Below are 16,655 nucleotides of genomic sequence, written 5' to 3'. Positions count from 1 at the left end.
AGGCAATATTGCCGCAGATACTACCTTATCTGACGCGTTGAGTCACAAAGAAAAGGGCCGCGAACGCGGCCCTGACAGGGATTATTTGCTGACTTTACTGATTTGCTTCACGTCAATTTCAACGGAATTCCAGTCTTTATCCACTTCACCCTGAATTTCAACGGTATCCTGCGGGGTAACCGTCACGCCATTCCAGCGTTTGTGGTCGATATCGACATTGATGGTGCCTGTCGCATCTTTAAACAGATAGAGGTCATCGGAAATACGTTCAACGATGTTGCCGCGCAGCGTCACCCAGGTGTCATCACGCAAGGATTTCGCACTTTCTACCGTCGTGCTACTACCGTTAGGCCCCTGGAAGCCGCCGCTCTGCGTTTGCGTCGCGGACGGGCCAGAAAAACCACCCTGCTGCGCGGCCAGAACCGGTGCGGAGCAGAGCGCCATGACGGCAACAATTGCAGCCAGTTTTTTCATGATCATTTCTCCCTTTGATGTCATTTCACATCCATTAAATACGGTAATCCTTAACAAGTTCTTAAGGCAAAAAAAGTCTCTTTTTTGCTGTACATCACGTGCAACATCGCGGTTTACTTGCCTTTATCACAGCGGGTGCAGGGATGAAAATATGCGAATTTTACTGGTTGAAGATGATGCGTTGATTGGTGACGGCATTAAAACCGGGCTGAGTAAAATGGGCTTTAGCGTCGACTGGTTTACCGAAGGTCGTCAGGGAAAAGAAGCGCTCTACAGCGCGCCTTACGACGCGGTGATCCTCGATCTCACGCTGCCGGGAATGGACGGGCGCGATATTCTGCGCGACTGGCGCGAACAGGGAAAGCGCGAGACGGTGCTGATCCTCACCGCACGCGATGCGCTGGCCGAACGCGTCGAAGGGCTTCGACTCGGGGCCGATGATTATCTGTGTAAACCCTTTGCACTGATAGAAGTCGCCGCCAGACTGGAGGCGCTGATGCGTCGCGCCAGCGGTCAGGCCAGCAGTGAATTACGCCACGGGCGGGTGACCTTACGTCCCGGCGATCGGGTCGCGACGCTGGCGGGTGAGCCATTGATACTCAAGCCAAAAGAGTTCGCGCTTCTGGAATTGCTGATGCGTAATAAAGGTCGCGTGCTGCCGCGCAAGCTCATTGAAGAGAAGCTGTATAACTGGGACGAAGAGGTCACCAGCAATGCCGTTGAAGTGCACGTCCACCATCTGCGGCGCAAACTGGGCAGCGATTTCATTCGCACCGTTCACGGCATCGGCTATACGCTTGGCGAGGCATCATCGTGACCCAGCGACTCAGCCTGCGCGTCAGGCTTACCCTCATTTTTCTGATTCTGTCAGCCATTACCTGGGCGGCATCGAGTTTTGTCGCCTGGAAAAAAACAACGGATAACGTCGATGAACTGTTTGATACCCAGCTGATGCTCTTCGCCAAACGCCTGGTTACGCTCGATATCAATGAACTGCACGCCACCGAACGGATGGCGCATACGCCAAAGAAATTCAAACACGGTCATGTTGATGATGATGCGCTGACCTTTGCCGTCTACACCACGGACGGTAAGATGGTGCTGCACGACGGCGATAATGGTCAGAACATCCCCTATAGCTACCGCCGGGAAGGCTTTGATGACGGCAAGTTAAATGGCGATGACGATAAATGGCGTTTTATCTGGCTGACTTCCTCCGATGGTAAGTACCGCATCGTGGTCGGTCAGGAGTGGGAATACCGTGAAGATATGGCGCTGGCGATTGTGACGGCGCAACTGGTTCCCTGGCTTATCGCCCTGCCGCTGATGCTGCTGCTGTTGATTATGCTGCTGCATCGGGAGCTCATGCCGCTTAAAAAGCTGGCGCAGGCGTTGCGTCTGCGCGATCCGGAATCCAGCGAGCCGCTCAGCTCACACGGCGTCCCGAGTGAAGTGCGCCCGCTGGTCGAATCGCTCAACCAGCTTTTTACCCGTACCCATAAGATGATGGTGCGCGAACGGCGCTTTACCTCAGACGCCGCCCACGAACTGCGTAGTCCGTTAACGGCGCTAAAAGTCCAGACGGAGGTGGCGCAGCTTTCTGATGATGATCCGCAGGCACGCGAGAAAGCGCTGATGCAACTCCATACGGGCATCGATCGTGCCACGCGTCTGGTCGACCAGTTGCTGACGCTTTCCCGTCTCGACTCGCTGGATAACCTGCAGGACGTCGCCACGCTCTCTCTTGAGGAAGTGCTTCAGTCTGCGGTAATGGACATCTGGCAACCCGCGCAGCAGGCGCAGATTGATGTGCGTTTGCAGATCAACGCTCATAATGTGACGCACACCGGGCAACCGCTACTGCTCAGTTTGCTGGTGCGCAATCTGCTGGATAACGCCATCCGCTACAGCCCCAAAGGTAGCGAGGTGGATGTCACGCTTGACGCCCGGCAGTTTACGGTCAGAGACAACGGCCCCGGCGTCACGGCAGAAGTCTTGCCTCACATTGGCGAACGCTTTTATCGCCCGCCCGGACAGCAGGTTACCGGCAGCGGACTGGGCCTGTCGATTGTCCGTCGCATTGCCGCCCTGCACACAATGACAGTGTCGTTTGACAATGCGCCAGACGGGGGTTTTATCGCGACAGTGAAGTGGTAATCGTCGATTATTGCACCAGATGCAAAAGACTTTGCACATTTTGCTAATTTCACCCTACCGGCTGTTGACGTAAAATTAGCCTCAAACGCATTTCAGAGGATTAATAATGAGCAACATCCTGATTATCAACGGCGCGAAAAAATTCGCACACTCCAACGGCCAATTGAACGACACCCTGACTGAAGTCGCCGACGGCACTCTGCGCGACCTCGGGCATAGCGTCAAAATCGTCCGCGCTGACAGCGATTACGACGTGAAAGAAGAAGTGCAGAACTTCGTCTGGGCGGACGTGGTTATCTGGCAAATGCCAGGCTGGTGGATGGGTGCGCCGTGGACCGTGAAAAAATACATTGATGACGTGTTCACCGAAGGCCACGGCACACTGTATGCCAGCGATGGTCGTACCCGCTCAGATGCTTCGAAGAAATACGGCTCCGGCGGTCTGATTCAGGGGAAAAAATACATGCTTTCTCTGACCTGGAACGCACCGATGGAAGCCTTCACCGATAAAGATCAGTTTTTCCACGGCGTGGGCGTTGATGGCGTTTATCTGCCGTTCCATAAGGCGAATCAATTCCTTGGAATGGAAGCGCTGCCGACCTTTATTACCAATGACGTCATTAAAATGCCGGATGTACCACGTTCTGTTGCAGAATATCGCGAGCATCTGCAGGCGATTTTTGGTTAACTGGTAACCTGGAATTAGAAGGAGTTAACCATGCTTACAGTTATTGCTGAAATCCGCACCCGTCCGGGACAACATCACCGTCAGGCCGTCCTCGATCAGTTTGCGAAAATTGTTCCAACCGTACTGAAAGAAGAAGGCTGCCACGGCTACGCGCCGATGGTAGATCATGCGGCAAACGTGAGTTTTCAGACCATGGCGCCTGATTCAATCGTGATGATTGAGCAGTGGGAAAGCATCGCGCATCTTGAAGCGCACCTGCAAACCCCGCATATGAAAGCCTACAGCGAAGCCGTTAAGGGCGATGTGCTGGAGATGAATATTCGTATTCTGGAATCCGGTATTTAAACATACCGCGTTGCGCCGGGTCAGCCATCAGCGTCAGACCCGGCAACAGCGACCTCAGGGCAACGCTTTTTTCAATCTCCGTACCGCTTCTTCAAGCTCATCCGCCGTTGGTGTCGCAAAAGACATCCGTAGCGTCCGTTTGTCCGGCTTATCACAGAAGAAGAACTCTCCCGGCACGAATACCACTTTTTCCTGCAGTGTGCGGGAAAGCCATGCCGTGGTATCAAAATCATCACGGAACGTCCCCCACAGGAACATCCCACCCTGCGGCATATGGAATGAGATATGCTCGCCCAGTTCGCTGCGAATCGCGTCCGCCAGCAAATAGCACTTCTCACGGTACGCCTGACGAATGAGCTGAATTTGATCGTCCAGACGGCCTAACGTCAAATAGCTGGCGGCCATTGCCTGCGAATGCGCGCTGGTATGCAGATCGGTCGCCTGTTTAACGATGGTCGCTTTTTGTCTGATCCATTCCGGCAGTACCACCCAACCCACACGCAGGCCTGGAGCCAGAATCTTGGAAAAAGTCGAGGTATAAATCACCTGCTCAGGGCATCCGCTCTCTCGGGCATGCTGGAACAGCGTTTTATAGGTCTCGCCGGTGAAATTGATTTCACCGTAGGGATCGTCTTCGATGATGGCAAAGTCATGCTGTTTCGCCAGTTGAACCAACTTCTGACGACGGGAATCACTAAGAACCACGCCACCGGGGTTACCGAACGTCGGCACGATGTACACAAACTTGATCGTGTTGTTCTGCAGCAAAACTTCCAGATCGTCTACGATCATGCCGTCTTTATCGGTACCGACAGACAGAATATCCGCCTGAGACAGTTGCAGCACCTGCAAGGCGGCAAGATAGGTCGGACGTTCGACGACCACTTTGTCGCCCGGATTGATCAGCGTTCTCACCAGAATATCCAGCGACTGCTGGGACCCATTGGTCACCAGAATGGCGTCGGACGCAGTCTGAATGCCTCGCTTCTGACACAACTGAGCGATCGCTTCCCGCAGAGGCGGAAAACCTTCACTCAGACCATACTGGAACGCATCCAGAAACTGGTTTTCCATCATGTTACGCGTGGCCATTTCCAGCCCTGTATTATCAAACAGTTCCGGGCTGGGAATGCCGCCGCCCAGCGATATCACGCCAGGCATTTTGCTATGTTTGAGTAATTCCCTGATAGCGGAGGGTTTAAGGGCGTCGACGCTCTTAGACAGATGTGTGTTGTTCATCCTGTTTCCTTATTATGTATTTTTGGCGTCCATCCCCGGTCAGTGCCATAACGTCAATCCGCGTTCTCGCCTCGATTGAGCCTAATAGACCTCTCTGGCAAGATCAATCAGATATCCTGAAAGCAAAAGGGTAAGCCATGATGGCTTACCCTTTTTATTAACAATGAAACGTATAATTACCCGTCGATATCTGCGAGGTCGCCTTTTTCCTGCAACCAGTTACGGCGATCTTCAGAGCGTTTCTTCGCCAGCAGCATATCCATCATGGCGTTAGTGCGCTGATCGTCCTCATCATCAATGACGAGCTGGACCAGACGACGCGTGTTGGGATCCAGCGTGGTTTCACGCAACTGCATCGGGTTCATTTCACCCAGTCCTTTAAAGCGCTGTACGTTTGGCTTGCCTTTCTTGCGCTTCAACTGTTCCAGTACGCCCGCTTTCTCTTCTTCCGTCAGCGCGTAATAAACCTCTTTGCCGAGGTCGATTCGGTACAACGGCGGTAGCGCGACGTAGACGTGTCCGTGTTTCACCAGCGTGCGGAAATGCTTCACAAACAGCGCGCACAGTAGCGTGGCGATGTGCAGACCATCGGAGTCCGCATCCGCCAGGATACAGATCTTACCGTAACGTAACTGGCTCAGATCGTCGCTGTCCGGATCGATGCCGATCGCGACAGAAATATCGTGCACTTCCTGTGAGGCCAGTACTTCATCAGAAGAGACTTCCCAGGTGTTCAGGATCTTACCCTTCAGCGGCATGATCGCCTGATATTCACGATCGCGCGCCTGCTTGGCGGAGCCGCCCGCCGAGTCCCCTTCCACCAGGAACAGTTCGGTACGATTCAGATCCTGCGCGGTACAGTCCGCCAGTTTTCCCGGCAGCGCCGGACCGCTGGTCAGCTTTTTACGCACCACTTTTTTCGCCGCGCGCAGTCGGCGCTGAGCGCTGGAGATCACCATCTCCGCTAACTGCTCGGCTGACTGGACGTTCTGGTTCAGCCACAGGCTGAAGGCATCTTTCACCACACCAGAGACGAACGCTGCACACTGACGCGACGACAAACGTTCTTTGGTCTGTCCGGCAAACTGTGGATCCTGCATTTTCACCGACAGCACGTAGGCGCAGCGATCCCAGATATCTTCCGCTGAGAGCTTCACGCCGCGCGGCAGAATGTTGCGGTATTCGCAGAACTCACGCATCGCGTCGAGCAGCCCCTGACGCAGACCATTGACGTGCGTCCCGCCCTGCATGGTCGGGATCAGGTTCACGTAGCTTTCGGTCAGCAGTTCGCCGCCTTCCGGCAACCACAGCAGCGCCCAGTCGACCGTTTCCGTGTCACCGGAAAAATTGCCGATGAACGGTTTTTCCGGCAGCGTCGGCAGGCCGTTTACCGCTTCGCGCAGATAATCGTTCAGGCCATCCTGATAGCACCAGCGCTGTTCGCTGTTATTAACTTCATCTTTAAAGGTGATTTCAACGCCAGGGCACAGCACAGCTTTGGCTTTCAGCACGTGCGTTAAGCGCGAGACAGAAAAACGCGGGCTGTCGAAAAAGGTTTCGTCAGGCCAGAAATGGACGCTGGTGCCGGTATTACGCTTGCCGCAGGTGCCAACAACCTGCAAATCCTGAACCTTGTCGCCGTTCTCAAACGCAATGTTATACACCTGACCATCACGACGCACGTTCACTTCCACGCGCTTCGACAGAGCGTTGACCACGGAGATCCCTACGCCGTGCAGGCCGCCGGAGAACTGATAGTTCTTGTTCGAGAACTTGCCGCCCGCGTGCAGCCGACAGAGGATCAGTTCAACCGCCGGAACGCCCTCTTCCGGGTGAATGTCCACGGGCATGCCGCGACCGTCGTCGATAACTTCCAGAGATTGATCGGCATGTAAAATCACATCCACGCGTTTCGCGTGGCCCGCCAGTGCTTCATCGACACTGTTATCAATCACTTCCTGCCCAAGATGGTTAGGGCGGGTCGTATCGGTATACATCCCTGGGCGACGGCGTACCGGCTCAAGCCCAGTGAGTACCTCAATGGCATCAGCGTTATAAGTTTGCGTCATGGTTTTAATAGCAATTCGAAATGATTGTCAGCAACTGTGCAGTCCAAGGAAATCGACAATCGGGTTGAAATAATCTTCGAAGCCCGTGAATGCATGGTTTCCACCTTCAATAACAGTCTGGCGGCATGAGGCGTAATACGCCACTGCCTGGCGGTAGTCCAGCACTTCATCTCCCGTCTGTTGCAGCAGCCAGATTAAATCCGACGCTTCCAGCGGGTCGATCTGCATGACTTTAAGATCGTAAATATGGCGTGACTCTAGCACATATTGCTGCCCCGTGTAGGGGTTCTCGTTCTGACCGAGGTAGTCAGTCAACAGTTCAAATGGCCGGACAGCCGGGTTGACGACAACCGCGGGCAGCATAAAGCACTGTGACAGCCAGGTGGCGTAATAACCGCCTAATGATGATCCCACCACGCCCAGCGCCTCGCCGCCATGCTCCAGTACGATAGACTCCAGCATCTCTGCGGCATCGGCCGGATACGGCGGCAGCTGCGGCACAACCATCTCGACATGAGGATAGTGTTCGTGCAGCCAGTTTTTCAGCAGGCAGGCCTTCGCCGAACGGGGCGAGCTATTGAAGCCGTGCAGGTAAAGAAGCGTAGACATCAGTAGCCTTCAGAAGCGGTATCAGGTCGGAACTCAGTCCCTTGCAAACGACAGACGTCTGTTTTCAACGTACCGTCGGCAAACAGCTCCAGCGTACGCCAGCCAGGGCCGATGCTATCAAGGGTAAAGTTCGCACAATGGGGTTTGAACTGAACGCAGGTGGAGGGCGTCGCCAGCAGACGGCGGCCATTCCAGTCGAGATCCAGTTCCTGATGAATATGCCCGCAAAGCAGATATTTCACGCGCGGATAATTCACCAGCACGTTGTCCAGTTCCGCCGCGTTACGCAGGCTGTGTTGATCCAGCCAACTGCATCCCGCAGGCATGGGGTGATGATGCAGAAGCAACAGAGTGTGACGCTCAGGGGCCGCAGCAAGTTTACGCTCCAGCCACTCGAGCTGAAATTCGCTCAGTTCACCGTGAGGTACGCCGAAGACCTGACTGTCCAGCAGCAGAATTTGCCACTGCTCGCCAACCATGACGCATTTTGCAGGGGAGATCCCCGCCTCTTGTAATGCGCTATACATCGCAGGCTGAAAGTCATGATTACCGGGCAACCAAACGCAAGGCACACGAAAGCTTGCGATGCCTTCAGCAAAATGCTGATAAGCCGCAGCGGTTTGATCCTGAGCTAAATCACCTGTCGCCACGATCAGATCGTATTCCTGCCCCTCGGCATGAATGGCATCCAACACGGCCTGGTAGCTTTCCCAGGTGTTTACGCCCAATAGCGTTTCGTGCTTTTCGGCAAACAGGTGAGTATCAGTAATTTGTAAGATCCTGACCCTGGCCTCACCAGCCAGAGAAAGGTTTAACAGGCTTTCCAAATGGTGTCCTTAGGTTTCACGACGCTAGTAAACCGGAATCGCCATCGCTCCATGTGCTAAGCAGTATCGCAGCCAATCGGCCAGAAACTGATTAATTTGATGCTTTTCGTCGCGTTGATGCAACTTTTTATTTGGATAATCATACCGTGCTTTGAAGCGAAAGATCTGCTGACTTGAACACACTTCGGCGACCATTGCGTCATGGTAGAGCCGTACAGTCAGTGACGGCAGGCTCCAGTAGGTGATGGTCGGCGCCGTCTGCTCGATGGTCACCAGCGTGGTGTATCGGGTCGATTCAACGATCGTAATCCGATATTGTGCGTTGCCCACCTGGTAACTCACCGTTTCGCCAGGCGCATCATTACGCGGCAGCAGACGTCGCAGTTGCGAAAAGTTCGTTTCGCAAAGACGCATCATTTCAGGGAAGTCAGGTGTATAGCGCTTCATTTTTTCCACTCGTTTATTAGCTCTTTATAGTGCAGTTGCAGCCATTGCAGGGCGATGACCGAAGCCGCGTTATCAATTTTCCCCTCTTCTACCCAACGGTAAGCCTGCTCCCGGCTTACCACATGAACCCGAATGTCTTCGTTTTCATCAGCCAGACCGTGAATCCCGTTTGCGGTCGTGGCGTCCACTTCACCCACCATAATTGACGAGCGCTCACTGGTGCCGCCAGGGCTTGCCAGAAAACTGAGCACCGGTTTCGTCCGTTTTACCTCAATGCCGGCCTCTTCCATCGCTTCACGGCGGGCCACATCCTCAACGCTTTCACCCTCTTCGATCATCCCGGCCACCATTTCCAGTAGCCACGGCGTTTCACTGGTGTCATAGGCCGCGATGCGCACCTGCTCAACTAACACCACTTCATCCCGCTCAGGGTCAAAGGGTAGCAAGACTGCCGCATGGCCGCGCTCAAAAATTTCTCTACGCACTTCCTGGCTCATTTCACCGTTGAACAAACGGTGGCGAAAGCGATAAAGATCCAGCGAAAAAAAACCGCGATATAGCGTTTCTCGTGCAATAATTTCTACATCGTTTTTGGCGAAAGTTACTGGCGAGTTGCCTGATTTGCGCATTGTGCCGTCCTGTACCAATAGTGATTTAAATGTGAATTTCAAGGGCGTTTGACTGCCGTTTCATCGACCTTGTGGTAAATTGGTGCAAATTAACGCCTGATGGCACAGAACGCCAACTTTTTGCGGTGGCGGATTCTGCTAGAATCAGCAATTATTTTTAAAATTTGATCAGCGCTAAATACTGCTTCACAACAAGGAATGCAAATGAAGAAATTGCTCCCCATCCTTATCGGCCTGAGCCTGTCGGGGTTCAGCACACTGAGCCAGGCAGAGAACCTGATGCAAGTTTATCAGCAAGCACGCCTGAGCAACCCGGAATTGCGTAAATCCGCCGCCGATCGCGATGCTGCATTCGAAAAAATCAACGAAGCACGTAGTCCTTTACTGCCTCAACTGGGCTTAGGTGCCGATTACACCTACAGCAACGGCTACCGCGATGCTAACGGCGTGAACTCAAATGCCACCAGCGCGTCCTTGCAATTAACGCAGACCCTTTTCGATATGTCGAAATGGCGTGCGCTGACCCTGCAGGAAAAATCGGCGGGTATTCAGGACGTGACTTTCCAGACGGACCAGCAGACGCTGATCCTCAACACCGCGAGCGCCTATTTTAAAGTGCTGAACGCCATTGACGTTCTCTCTTACACCCAGGCGCAGAAAGAGGCGATTTATCGTCAGTTGGATCAAACCACCCAGCGTTTCAACGTGGGTCTGGTGGCCATCACTGACGTGCAAAACGCCCGTTCGCAATACGATACCGTGCTGGCCAACGAAGTGACCGCCCGTAACGATCTCGACAATGCGGTTGAAGAACTGCGTCAGGTTACCGGCAACTACTACCCGGAGCTGGCATCGCTGAACGTTGACAGCTTCAAAACCGACAAGCCGCAGGCGGTGAACGCCCTGCTGAAAGAAGCCGAAAACCGCAACCTGACGTTGTTGCAGGCACGTCTGAGCCAGGATCTGGCACGTGAGCAGATTCGCCAGGCGCAGGATGGTCACCTGCCAACGCTGGACTTAACTGCCTCTACCGGCGTATCTGATACCTCCTACAGTGGTTCGAAAACCCGCGGCAGCGCGGTAGGCTCCCAGTATGACGACAGCAACATGGGCCAGAACAAAGTCGGCCTGAGCTTCTCGCTGCCGATTTATCAGGGCGGGATGGTGAACTCGCAGGTGAAACAGGCGCAATACAACTTTGTTGGCGCCAGTGAGCAACTGGAAAGTGCCCACCGTAGCGTAGTGCAGACCGTACGTTCTTCCTTCAACAATATCAATGCGTCAATCAGCAGCATTAACGCGTACAAACAAGCGGTGGTTTCCGCCCAGAGCTCATTAGACGCGATGGAAGCAGGCTACTCCGTGGGTACACGTACTATCGTTGATGTATTGGATGCGACCACCACGCTGTACAACGCCAAGCAGCAACTGGCGAATGCGCGTTATAACTACCTGATCAACCAGCTGAATATCAAGTCAGCGCTGGGTACGTTGAACGAGCAGGATCTGGTGGCGCTGAACAACACGTTGGGCAAACCGATCTCCACCTCGCCGGAACACGTCGCGCCGGAAACCCCGCAGATGGACGCGAACGCTGACGGCTATGCCGCCAACGCGACAGCCCCCGCCACGCAACCGGCGTCGGTACGTTCTTCCAGCAGCAACGGTAAAAATCCGTTCCGTAATTAAACGCGATGACGGGGCTGCGGCCCCGTCTGAACGTAAGGCAACGTAAAGATCCCGCCATTGTTCCGCATTCCCGCCTCTTCTCGCTTCATTTTCAACCACTCATCCTCTATCCTGAGCAGTAATAACCACTGGGTCCAGGAAAGACGAAAATGAAACGGACAAAATCCATCCATCACGCCTCGTTCCGCAAAAGCTGGAGCGCACGCCATCTGACGCCTGTGGCGTTAGCCGTTACCGCTGTGTTTATGCTGGCGGGCTGTGAGAAAAGCGATGAAACCGTATCGCTGTATCAGAATGCGGATGACTGCTCGGCAGCCAATCCGGGTAAAAGTGCAGAATGTACCACCACATACAACAATGCGCTGAAAGAAGCGGAACGTACCGCGCCAAAATATGCCACTCGCGAAGATTGTATCGCTGAGTTCGGTGAAGGCCAGTGTCAGCAAGCCCCTGCTCAGGCAGGCATGGCGCCAGAAGCGCAGGCACAGCAGTCCAGCGGCAGTTTCTGGATGCCGCTGATGGCGGGTTATATGATGGGCCGCATGATGGGCGGCGGCGCGGGCTTTGCGCAGCAACCGCTGTTCAGCTCGAAAAACCCGGCCAGCCCGGCTTACGGTAAATACACCGATGCGGGTGGTAAAAACTACGGCGCCGCACAGCCTGGTCGTACGATGACGGTTCCTAAAACCGCCATGGCGCCGAAACCGGCAACCACCTCTACCGTAACGCGCGGTGGCTTCGGTGAATCTGTAGCCAAACAGAGCGCCATGCAGCGTAGCGCAAGCGGCACCTCCACGCGTTCAATGGGTGGCTGATACGCATGGAAAGAGTCAGTATTACCGAACGCCCGGACTGGCGCGATAAAGCCACGGAATACGGTTTTAATTTTCACACCATGTACGGCGAACCGTACTGGTGTGAAGATGCCTATTACAAACTCACGCTGGCCCAGGTTGAAAAGCTGGAAGATGTGACCGCTGAGCTGCACCAGATGTGTCTCAAGGTGGTCGAGAAAGTGATCGCCAGCGACGAACTAATGACCAAATTCCGTATTCCTAAGCACACCTGGGGCTTTGTTCGTCAGTCCTGGCAGACAAACCAGCCGTCGCTTTACTCGCGTCTTGATCTGGCGTGGGATGGCTCTGGCGAACCGAAGCTGCTGGAGAACAACGCCGATACTCCGACCTCGCTGTACGAAGCGGCGTTTTTCCAGTGGATCTGGCTTGAAGATCAGATCAATGCGGGCAATCTGCCGGAAGGCAGCGACCAGTTTAACAGCCTGCAGGAAAAGCTCATCGAGCGCTTCGCCGAGCTGCGTGAGCAGTACGGCTTCCAGCTTCTGCATCTGACCTGCTGTCGTGATACGGTTGAAGATCGCGGCACCATTCAGTATCTGCAGGATTGTGCAGCGGAAGCGGAGATCGCCACTGAATTCCTCTATATTGAAGATATTGGGCTGGGTGAAAAAGGTCAGTTCACGGATTTACAGGATCAGGTGATAGCCAACCTGTTCAAACTCTATCCGTGGGAGTTTATGCTGCGCGAGATGTTTTCCACTAAGCTGGAAGACGCTGGCGTGCGCTGGCTGGAGCCGGCCTGGAAAAGCATTATCTCCAACAAGGCGCTGTTGCCGCTGCTGTGGGAAATGTTCCCGAACCATCCGAACCTGCTTCCCGCTTATTTCGCCGAAGACGATTATCCGCAGATGGAAAAATTCGTCGTGAAACCGATCTTCTCGCGTGAAGGCGCAAACGTCTCCATTATCGAGAACGGTAAAACAATCGAAGCAGTGGAAGGACCGTACGGTGAAGAAGGCATGATCGTACAGCAGTTTCATCAACTGCCGAAATTTGGCGACAGTTATATGCTGATCGGTAGCTGGTTGATCAACGATCAGCCTGCCGGGATCGGTATTCGCGAAGACAGAGCGCTGATCACTCAGGATCTGTCCCGCTTCTACCCGCATATTTTTGTCGAGTAATTGAGAACGCCGGGTGGCGACTCCGCCTTACCCGGCATTAATCATCCCACCTGTACCGACAGCATACTCAGGCTGCCCATCTCGATACCATCAACCGGGATCGTCATCGGTTCTTTACCATCCCATGCGCCCAGCACATACAGCAGCGGCAGATAGTGATCCGGTGTCGGGTTCGACAGTGAGCCGCCTTCATGATCGAGATAATTGACCAACGGATGCTGCTCAACCGGTCCCTGCCAGCTCAGGTTCGCTTTGACAAAATCATTGAACGATGTCGCCCACGGATACGGGTTATTATCGCCGTGCCAGCGCGCCGTGCGCAGGTTATGCACTACGTTGCCGCTGGCCACCAGCATGATGCCTTCATCACGCAGCGCCGCCAGTTTACGCCCGATTTCAAAATGCCAGGCCGCCGGTTTGGTGCTATCAATGCTCAACTGCACCATCGGGATATCGGCATTCGGGTACATCTTTATCAGCACACCCCAAGAACCGTGGTCAAAGCCCCAGGCTTCTTTGTCGAGCGCAACCGGCACCGGTGCAAGCAAATCAACCAGGTGCTGCGCCAGTTCAGGTGAGCCGGGCGCCGGGTAATGCGTGTCGTACAACGCCTGCGGGAAACCGCCGAAATCATGAATGGTCTTAGGCGCTTCCATCGCGGTGACGCCGGTACCTCGGGTGTACCAGTGGGCAGACACCACCACAATCGCTTTCGGACGCGGCAGTGTCTCCCCAAGCTGCTGCCAGGCGCGGGTATACAGGTTATCTTCCAGAACGTTCATCGGACTGCCGTGTCCCAAAAACAATGCTGGCATACGAATTGAAGACATGATGATATCCTTACTCAGGGAGTCATTTTGATGGTCTTACAATACCCTCTTTCGATGAATGAAGAACTCTGATAACCATGATGATGATCATCAGTTATTTTGAAGGTCAGCGAGATGTATAAGGAGTCATTGATGTCAGTACCTTTAATTCTGACCTTACTGGCGGGGGCCGCCACGTTCATTGGCGCGTTTCTTGGCGTACTGGGGCAAAAGCCCTCTAATCGCCTGCTGGCGTTTTCGCTCGGATTTGCCGCCGGGATCATGCTGCTGATCTCTTTGATGGAGATGCTGCCCGCCGCGCTGGGTACAAAGGGAATGCCGCCAGTTCTGGGCTACGGCATGTTTATCATCGGCCTGCTGGGTTATTTTGGTTTGGATCGTCTGCTTCCACATGCCCACCCGCAGGATCTGATGCAAAAAAGAACGCAGCCGATTCCTGGCTCGATTAAACGTACCGCCATCCTGCTGACGCTGGGGATCAGTCTGCACAACTTCCCGGAAGGAATTGCCACCTACGTCACCGCCAGCAGTAACCTGGAGTTAGGATTCGGCGTCGCGCTGGCGGTTGCCCTGCATAATATTCCGGAAGGTCTGGCAGTCGCCGGGCCGGTCTATGCGGCCACCGGTTCTAAACGAACCGCGATTTTCTGGGCGGGCATTTCCGGGATGGCAGAAATATTGGGCGGTGTGCTGGCGTGGCTAATTCTTGGTAGCCTGGTGTCACCTGTCGTTATGGCGGCGATTATGGCCGCAGTCGCCGGCATTATGGTTGCGCTGTCGGTGGATGAACTGATGCCGCTGGCAAAAGAGATCGATCCCAACAACAACCCCAGCTATGGCGTTCTGTGCGGAATGTCGGTGATGGGGCTGAGTCTGGTCATACTTCAGACGATGGGGATCGGGTAACAGAGAGGGCAGGAAGCGGTTATTCCTGCTCTTTAGTCATGACGCGTTCTTCATCATCACGACGAAGTAATTTATTGCGGATTTCCATTAGCGCATCACGATCCTGCCGAAACGCCTTACAGTAGCGTTTCATGTGGCAAACATATCCCACGACCACCAGAACAATTAATACAATCCAGTACCAGGCAATAAACATCCTTTTACCCTTAAAATTTAACATTAACAGATATTTAGCGTTAAAATTTAACATACCTATAAGTAGGTAGGATTATATACTGGCATAGTATGAAATCGAAAAGATGATTTCGATCATAGAGAAAAAGATTGGATGTTTATTAACCGACAGGATGTTTGAAAAAGCGAAATTTGCCGGATAAGGTGCTTGCACCACTATCCGGCAAGGCAGAGTTAGCTGGCTTTACGTTCGTGCGCCTGTCGGTAAGCCACCAGGTCTTCGATCGTCACAACAGCCATATTGTGTTTGCCTGCAAAGTCGATGCACTCCGGCGCACGCGCCATGCTGCCATCATCATTGGTCAGTTCACACAGGACACCCGCCGGTTTGAAGCCCGCCAGCGTCACCAGATCGATGGTCGCTTCGGTGTGGCCACCGCGGGTCAATACGCCGCCCGGCTGAGCGCGCAATGGGAAAACGTGTCCCGGACGGTTCAGATCGGAAGGTTTTGCGCCATCGGCGATCGCCGCACGAACGGTGGTCACGCGATCGGCTGCGGAAACGCCGGTTGTAACACCTACCGCCGCTTCAATAGTCACGGTAAAACCGGTGCCATAAGCGCTGGTGTTATTTTCCACCATCATCGGCAGATCGAGTTGTTTACGACGATCTTCGGTGATGCACAGGCAGACAATACCGCTACCGTGACGGATGGTCAGTGCCATCTGCTCAACGGTCATGGTTTCTGCCGGGAAAATCATATCGCCTTCGTTTTCACGATCTTCGTCATCCAGCACCATCACACCGCGGCCTTCGCGCAGCGCAGACAGAGCGTGTTCGACACGTTCAAAAGGCGTACCAAAAGAGGAAAGTAGCGTCTGATTCATGGTAAAAAAACCTCACTAAAATTATGGTTACCAGAATCAGGGCAGTCTTAGGAGTACCGACAAGCGGCAAAAAAATAACGTGAGCGGGTCCATGCCCGACTGGATCGTTACTCTCTCCCATCCGGACTCTAACCGTCGGCCCCGGAATTACACCGGATCTGCTGACCTTTAGGTTTGCACCCAAAGCGCTCGCGGGCTTTCAACCTGAGTTGATTTACCGCCGGTGGGGAATTTCGCCCCGCCCTGAGAATAAGCGGATTAACTATAACGCTATTGATTACCTTCATCAACGCCTTTACCCGCATTAACATCACACAATTCTGGTTTATGCCTTACGCAGATCGCACTACAATGAGCGTTAACACTTACCAGTTCAGGGAAACCACTATGATTGACCCGAAAAAAATTGAGCAGATCGCTCGCCAGGTTCACGAGTCGATGCCGAAAGGGATCCGGGAGTTCGGGGAAGATGTCGAGAAGAAAATCCGTCAAACGCTGCAATCTCAGCTGACGCGTCTCGATCTGGTGAGCCGCGAAGAGTTTGATGTTCAGACCCAGGTACTGCTACGCACCCGTGAAAAGCTGGCGCTGCTGGAGCAACGTTTGAGCGAGCTGGAAGCGCGTCAGGCCACTGAAGAAGTCAAACCTGCGCCCGCCATCCCACCAGTAGAACCGCAAGCGTAAAAACAGCAACGGGCCGCAA

Annotated in this window: 19 protein-coding genes and 1 riboswitch; of the genes, 9 read left to right on the top strand and 10 right to left on the bottom strand. The window is 53.9% G+C overall.

Annotated elements, in window-relative coordinates:
* Positions 1 to 81: 81 nt before the first annotated feature.
* Complete coding sequence (locus ACQ0PY_RS03820) at positions 82 to 474, bottom strand: YgiW/YdeI family stress tolerance OB fold protein (RefSeq protein ID WP_042324346.1); 393 nt, start codon at positions 472 to 474, stop codon at positions 82 to 84.
* 151 nt (positions 475 to 625) lie between these two features.
* Here ACQ0PY_RS03820 and qseB point away from each other — a divergent pair, with 151 nt between their 5' ends.
* The 4 genes from qseB (at position 626) to ACQ0PY_RS03800 (ending at position 3,664) form a co-directional block, all read left to right on the top strand.
* Positions 626 to 1,291: a quorum sensing response regulator transcription factor QseB gene (gene qseB, locus ACQ0PY_RS03815; RefSeq protein ID WP_109739826.1), complete on the top strand. Its 666-nt coding sequence runs from the start codon at positions 626 to 628 to the stop codon at positions 1,289 to 1,291.
* Positions 1,282 to 2,631: a quorum sensing histidine kinase QseC gene (gene qseC / locus ACQ0PY_RS03810; RefSeq protein WP_042998162.1), complete on the top strand. Its 1,350-nt coding sequence runs from the start codon at positions 1,282 to 1,284 to the stop codon at positions 2,629 to 2,631. The genes qseB and qseC overlap by 10 nt, the downstream gene beginning before the upstream one ends.
* Before the next feature lie 106 nt (positions 2,632 to 2,737).
* On the top strand, positions 2,738 to 3,319 hold the full coding sequence (locus ACQ0PY_RS03805; RefSeq protein WP_044329019.1) for an NAD(P)H-dependent oxidoreductase: 582 nt from the start codon (positions 2,738 to 2,740) through the stop codon (positions 3,317 to 3,319).
* A gap of 30 nt (positions 3,320 to 3,349) precedes the next feature.
* The gene (locus ACQ0PY_RS03800; protein ID WP_042998164.1) at positions 3,350 to 3,664 is read left to right on the top strand and encodes a putative quinol monooxygenase; all 315 of its coding nucleotides are present in this window, start codon (positions 3,350 to 3,352) and stop codon (positions 3,662 to 3,664) included.
* Positions 3,665 to 3,718: 54 nt separating this feature from the next.
* On the opposite strand, the gene ACQ0PY_RS03795 is transcribed toward ACQ0PY_RS03800, so the two are convergent.
* From ACQ0PY_RS03795 to nudF, 6 genes are all read right to left on the bottom strand, one after another.
* Entirely contained in the window at positions 3,719 to 4,903 is a 1,185-nt protein-coding gene (locus ACQ0PY_RS03795) for an aminotransferase-like domain-containing protein (RefSeq protein WP_109739825.1), read from the bottom strand.
* A 176-nt stretch (positions 4,904 to 5,079) separates the two neighbouring features.
* Positions 5,080 to 6,972, bottom strand: coding sequence for a DNA topoisomerase IV subunit B (parE, locus tag ACQ0PY_RS03790; RefSeq protein WP_042998166.1), 1,893 nt, complete (start codon positions 6,970 to 6,972; stop codon positions 5,080 to 5,082).
* A gap of 27 nt (positions 6,973 to 6,999) precedes the next feature.
* Positions 7,000 to 7,581: an esterase YqiA gene (yqiA, locus tag ACQ0PY_RS03785; protein ID WP_042998167.1), complete on the bottom strand. Its 582-nt coding sequence runs from the start codon at positions 7,579 to 7,581 to the stop codon at positions 7,000 to 7,002.
* Positions 7,581 to 8,408, bottom strand: a complete 828-nt coding sequence (gene cpdA, locus ACQ0PY_RS03780) for a 3',5'-cyclic-AMP phosphodiesterase (RefSeq protein WP_109739824.1) — start codon at positions 8,406 to 8,408, stop codon at positions 7,581 to 7,583. Before cpdA ends, yqiA begins: the two co-directional genes overlap by 1 nt.
* A 24-nt stretch (positions 8,409 to 8,432) precedes the next feature.
* On the bottom strand, positions 8,433 to 8,855 hold the full coding sequence (locus ACQ0PY_RS03775; RefSeq protein WP_042998169.1) for a DUF1249 family protein: 423 nt from the start codon (positions 8,853 to 8,855) through the stop codon (positions 8,433 to 8,435).
* Entirely contained in the window at positions 8,852 to 9,484 is a 633-nt protein-coding gene (nudF, locus tag ACQ0PY_RS03770) for an ADP-ribose diphosphatase (protein WP_042998170.1), read from the bottom strand. The genes ACQ0PY_RS03775 and nudF overlap by 4 nt, the downstream gene beginning before the upstream one ends.
* Before the next feature lie 204 nt (positions 9,485 to 9,688).
* Between nudF and tolC the strand changes: the two genes are divergently transcribed.
* The 3 genes from tolC to ACQ0PY_RS03755 all read left to right on the top strand — a co-directional run bounded on the left by tolC (position 9,689) and on the right by ACQ0PY_RS03755 (position 13,154).
* Complete coding sequence (gene tolC / locus ACQ0PY_RS03765; RefSeq protein ID WP_042998171.1) at positions 9,689 to 11,173, top strand: outer membrane channel protein TolC; 1,485 nt, start codon at positions 9,689 to 9,691, stop codon at positions 11,171 to 11,173.
* 149 nt (positions 11,174 to 11,322) lie between these two features.
* Positions 11,323 to 11,988, top strand: coding sequence for a DUF1190 family protein (locus ACQ0PY_RS03760; RefSeq protein WP_042998172.1), 666 nt, complete (start codon positions 11,323 to 11,325; stop codon positions 11,986 to 11,988).
* A gap of 5 nt (positions 11,989 to 11,993) precedes the next feature.
* On the top strand, positions 11,994 to 13,154 hold the full coding sequence (locus tag ACQ0PY_RS03755; RefSeq protein WP_042998173.1) for a glutathionylspermidine synthase family protein: 1,161 nt from the start codon (positions 11,994 to 11,996) through the stop codon (positions 13,152 to 13,154).
* Positions 13,155 to 13,195: 41 nt separating this feature from the next.
* On the opposite strand, the gene ygiD is transcribed toward ACQ0PY_RS03755, so the two are convergent.
* Positions 13,196 to 13,984 (bottom strand): 4,5-DOPA-extradiol-dioxygenase, encoded by a 789-nt coding sequence (gene ygiD / locus ACQ0PY_RS03750; RefSeq protein ID WP_042998174.1) that lies wholly within the window; start codon positions 13,982 to 13,984, stop codon positions 13,196 to 13,198.
* A gap of 132 nt (positions 13,985 to 14,116) precedes the next feature.
* On the opposite strand from ygiD, the gene zupT reads away from it, so the two are divergent.
* On the top strand, positions 14,117 to 14,890 hold the full coding sequence (gene zupT, locus ACQ0PY_RS03745; RefSeq protein ID WP_042998175.1) for a zinc transporter ZupT: 774 nt from the start codon (positions 14,117 to 14,119) through the stop codon (positions 14,888 to 14,890).
* A gap of 19 nt (positions 14,891 to 14,909) precedes the next feature.
* On the opposite strand, the gene ACQ0PY_RS03740 is transcribed toward zupT, so the two are convergent.
* Positions 14,910 to 15,086 (bottom strand): hypothetical protein, encoded by a 177-nt coding sequence (locus tag ACQ0PY_RS03740; RefSeq protein WP_042998176.1) that lies wholly within the window; start codon positions 15,084 to 15,086, stop codon positions 14,910 to 14,912.
* Between the two features lie 212 nt (positions 15,087 to 15,298).
* A complete protein-coding gene (ribB, locus tag ACQ0PY_RS03735; RefSeq protein WP_042998177.1) occupies positions 15,299 to 15,952 on the bottom strand; it encodes a 3,4-dihydroxy-2-butanone-4-phosphate synthase in 654 nt (217 codons plus the stop codon).
* Positions 15,953 to 16,057: 105 nt separating this feature from the next.
* A riboswitch (FMN riboswitch) is annotated at positions 16,058 to 16,207 on the bottom strand.
* A 132-nt stretch (positions 16,208 to 16,339) separates the two neighbouring features.
* Here ribB and ubiK point away from each other — a divergent pair.
* On the top strand, positions 16,340 to 16,636 hold the full coding sequence (gene ubiK, locus ACQ0PY_RS03730; RefSeq protein ID WP_042324283.1) for a ubiquinone biosynthesis accessory factor UbiK: 297 nt from the start codon (positions 16,340 to 16,342) through the stop codon (positions 16,634 to 16,636).
* Positions 16,637 to 16,655 lie beyond the last annotated feature (19 nt).

Source organism: Citrobacter sp. LST-B2, assembly GCF_057983045.1.
The sequence above is the reverse complement of the archived record's forward strand: the minus strand, read 5'-3'. Positions and strand labels throughout refer to the sequence as shown.

What these genes read in the sequence shown, in the direction of transcription:
- qseB (WP_109739826.1), top strand. Translation starts at nt 626, where the DNA reads ATGCGAATTTTACTGGTTGAAGATGATGCGTTGATTGGTGACGGCATT.
- ygiD (WP_042998174.1), bottom strand. Translation starts at nt 13,984, where the DNA reads ATGTCTTCAATTCGTATGCCAGCATTGTTTTTGGGACACGGCAGTCCG.
- yqiA (WP_042998167.1), bottom strand. Translation starts at nt 7,581, where the DNA reads ATGTCTACGCTTCTTTACCTGCACGGCTTCAATAGCTCGCCCCGTTCG.
- ACQ0PY_RS03795 (WP_109739825.1), bottom strand. Translation starts at nt 4,903, where the DNA reads ATGAACAACACACATCTGTCTAAGAGCGTCGACGCCCTTAAACCCTCC.
- ACQ0PY_RS03760 (WP_042998172.1), top strand. Translation starts at nt 11,323, where the DNA reads ATGAAACGGACAAAATCCATCCATCACGCCTCGTTCCGCAAAAGCTGG.
- ACQ0PY_RS03805 (WP_044329019.1), top strand. Translation starts at nt 2,738, where the DNA reads ATGAGCAACATCCTGATTATCAACGGCGCGAAAAAATTCGCACACTCC.
- ACQ0PY_RS03740 (WP_042998176.1), bottom strand. Translation starts at nt 15,086, where the DNA reads ATGTTTATTGCCTGGTACTGGATTGTATTAATTGTTCTGGTGGTCGTG.
- zupT (WP_042998175.1), top strand. Translation starts at nt 14,117, where the DNA reads ATGTCAGTACCTTTAATTCTGACCTTACTGGCGGGGGCCGCCACGTTC.
- tolC (WP_042998171.1), top strand. Translation starts at nt 9,689, where the DNA reads ATGAAGAAATTGCTCCCCATCCTTATCGGCCTGAGCCTGTCGGGGTTC.
- ACQ0PY_RS03775 (WP_042998169.1), bottom strand. Translation starts at nt 8,855, where the DNA reads ATGAAGCGCTATACACCTGACTTCCCTGAAATGATGCGTCTTTGCGAA.
- ACQ0PY_RS03755 (WP_042998173.1), top strand. Translation starts at nt 11,994, where the DNA reads ATGGAAAGAGTCAGTATTACCGAACGCCCGGACTGGCGCGATAAAGCC.
- ribB (WP_042998177.1), bottom strand. Translation starts at nt 15,952, where the DNA reads ATGAATCAGACGCTACTTTCCTCTTTTGGTACGCCTTTTGAACGTGTC.
- ACQ0PY_RS03820 (WP_042324346.1), bottom strand. Translation starts at nt 474, where the DNA reads ATGAAAAAACTGGCTGCAATTGTTGCCGTCATGGCGCTCTGCTCCGCA.
- ACQ0PY_RS03800 (WP_042998164.1), top strand. Translation starts at nt 3,350, where the DNA reads ATGCTTACAGTTATTGCTGAAATCCGCACCCGTCCGGGACAACATCAC.
- nudF (WP_042998170.1), bottom strand. Translation starts at nt 9,484, where the DNA reads ATGCGCAAATCAGGCAACTCGCCAGTAACTTTCGCCAAAAACGATGTA.
- ubiK (WP_042324283.1), top strand. Translation starts at nt 16,340, where the DNA reads ATGATTGACCCGAAAAAAATTGAGCAGATCGCTCGCCAGGTTCACGAG.
- parE (WP_042998166.1), bottom strand. Translation starts at nt 6,972, where the DNA reads ATGACGCAAACTTATAACGCTGATGCCATTGAGGTACTCACTGGGCTT.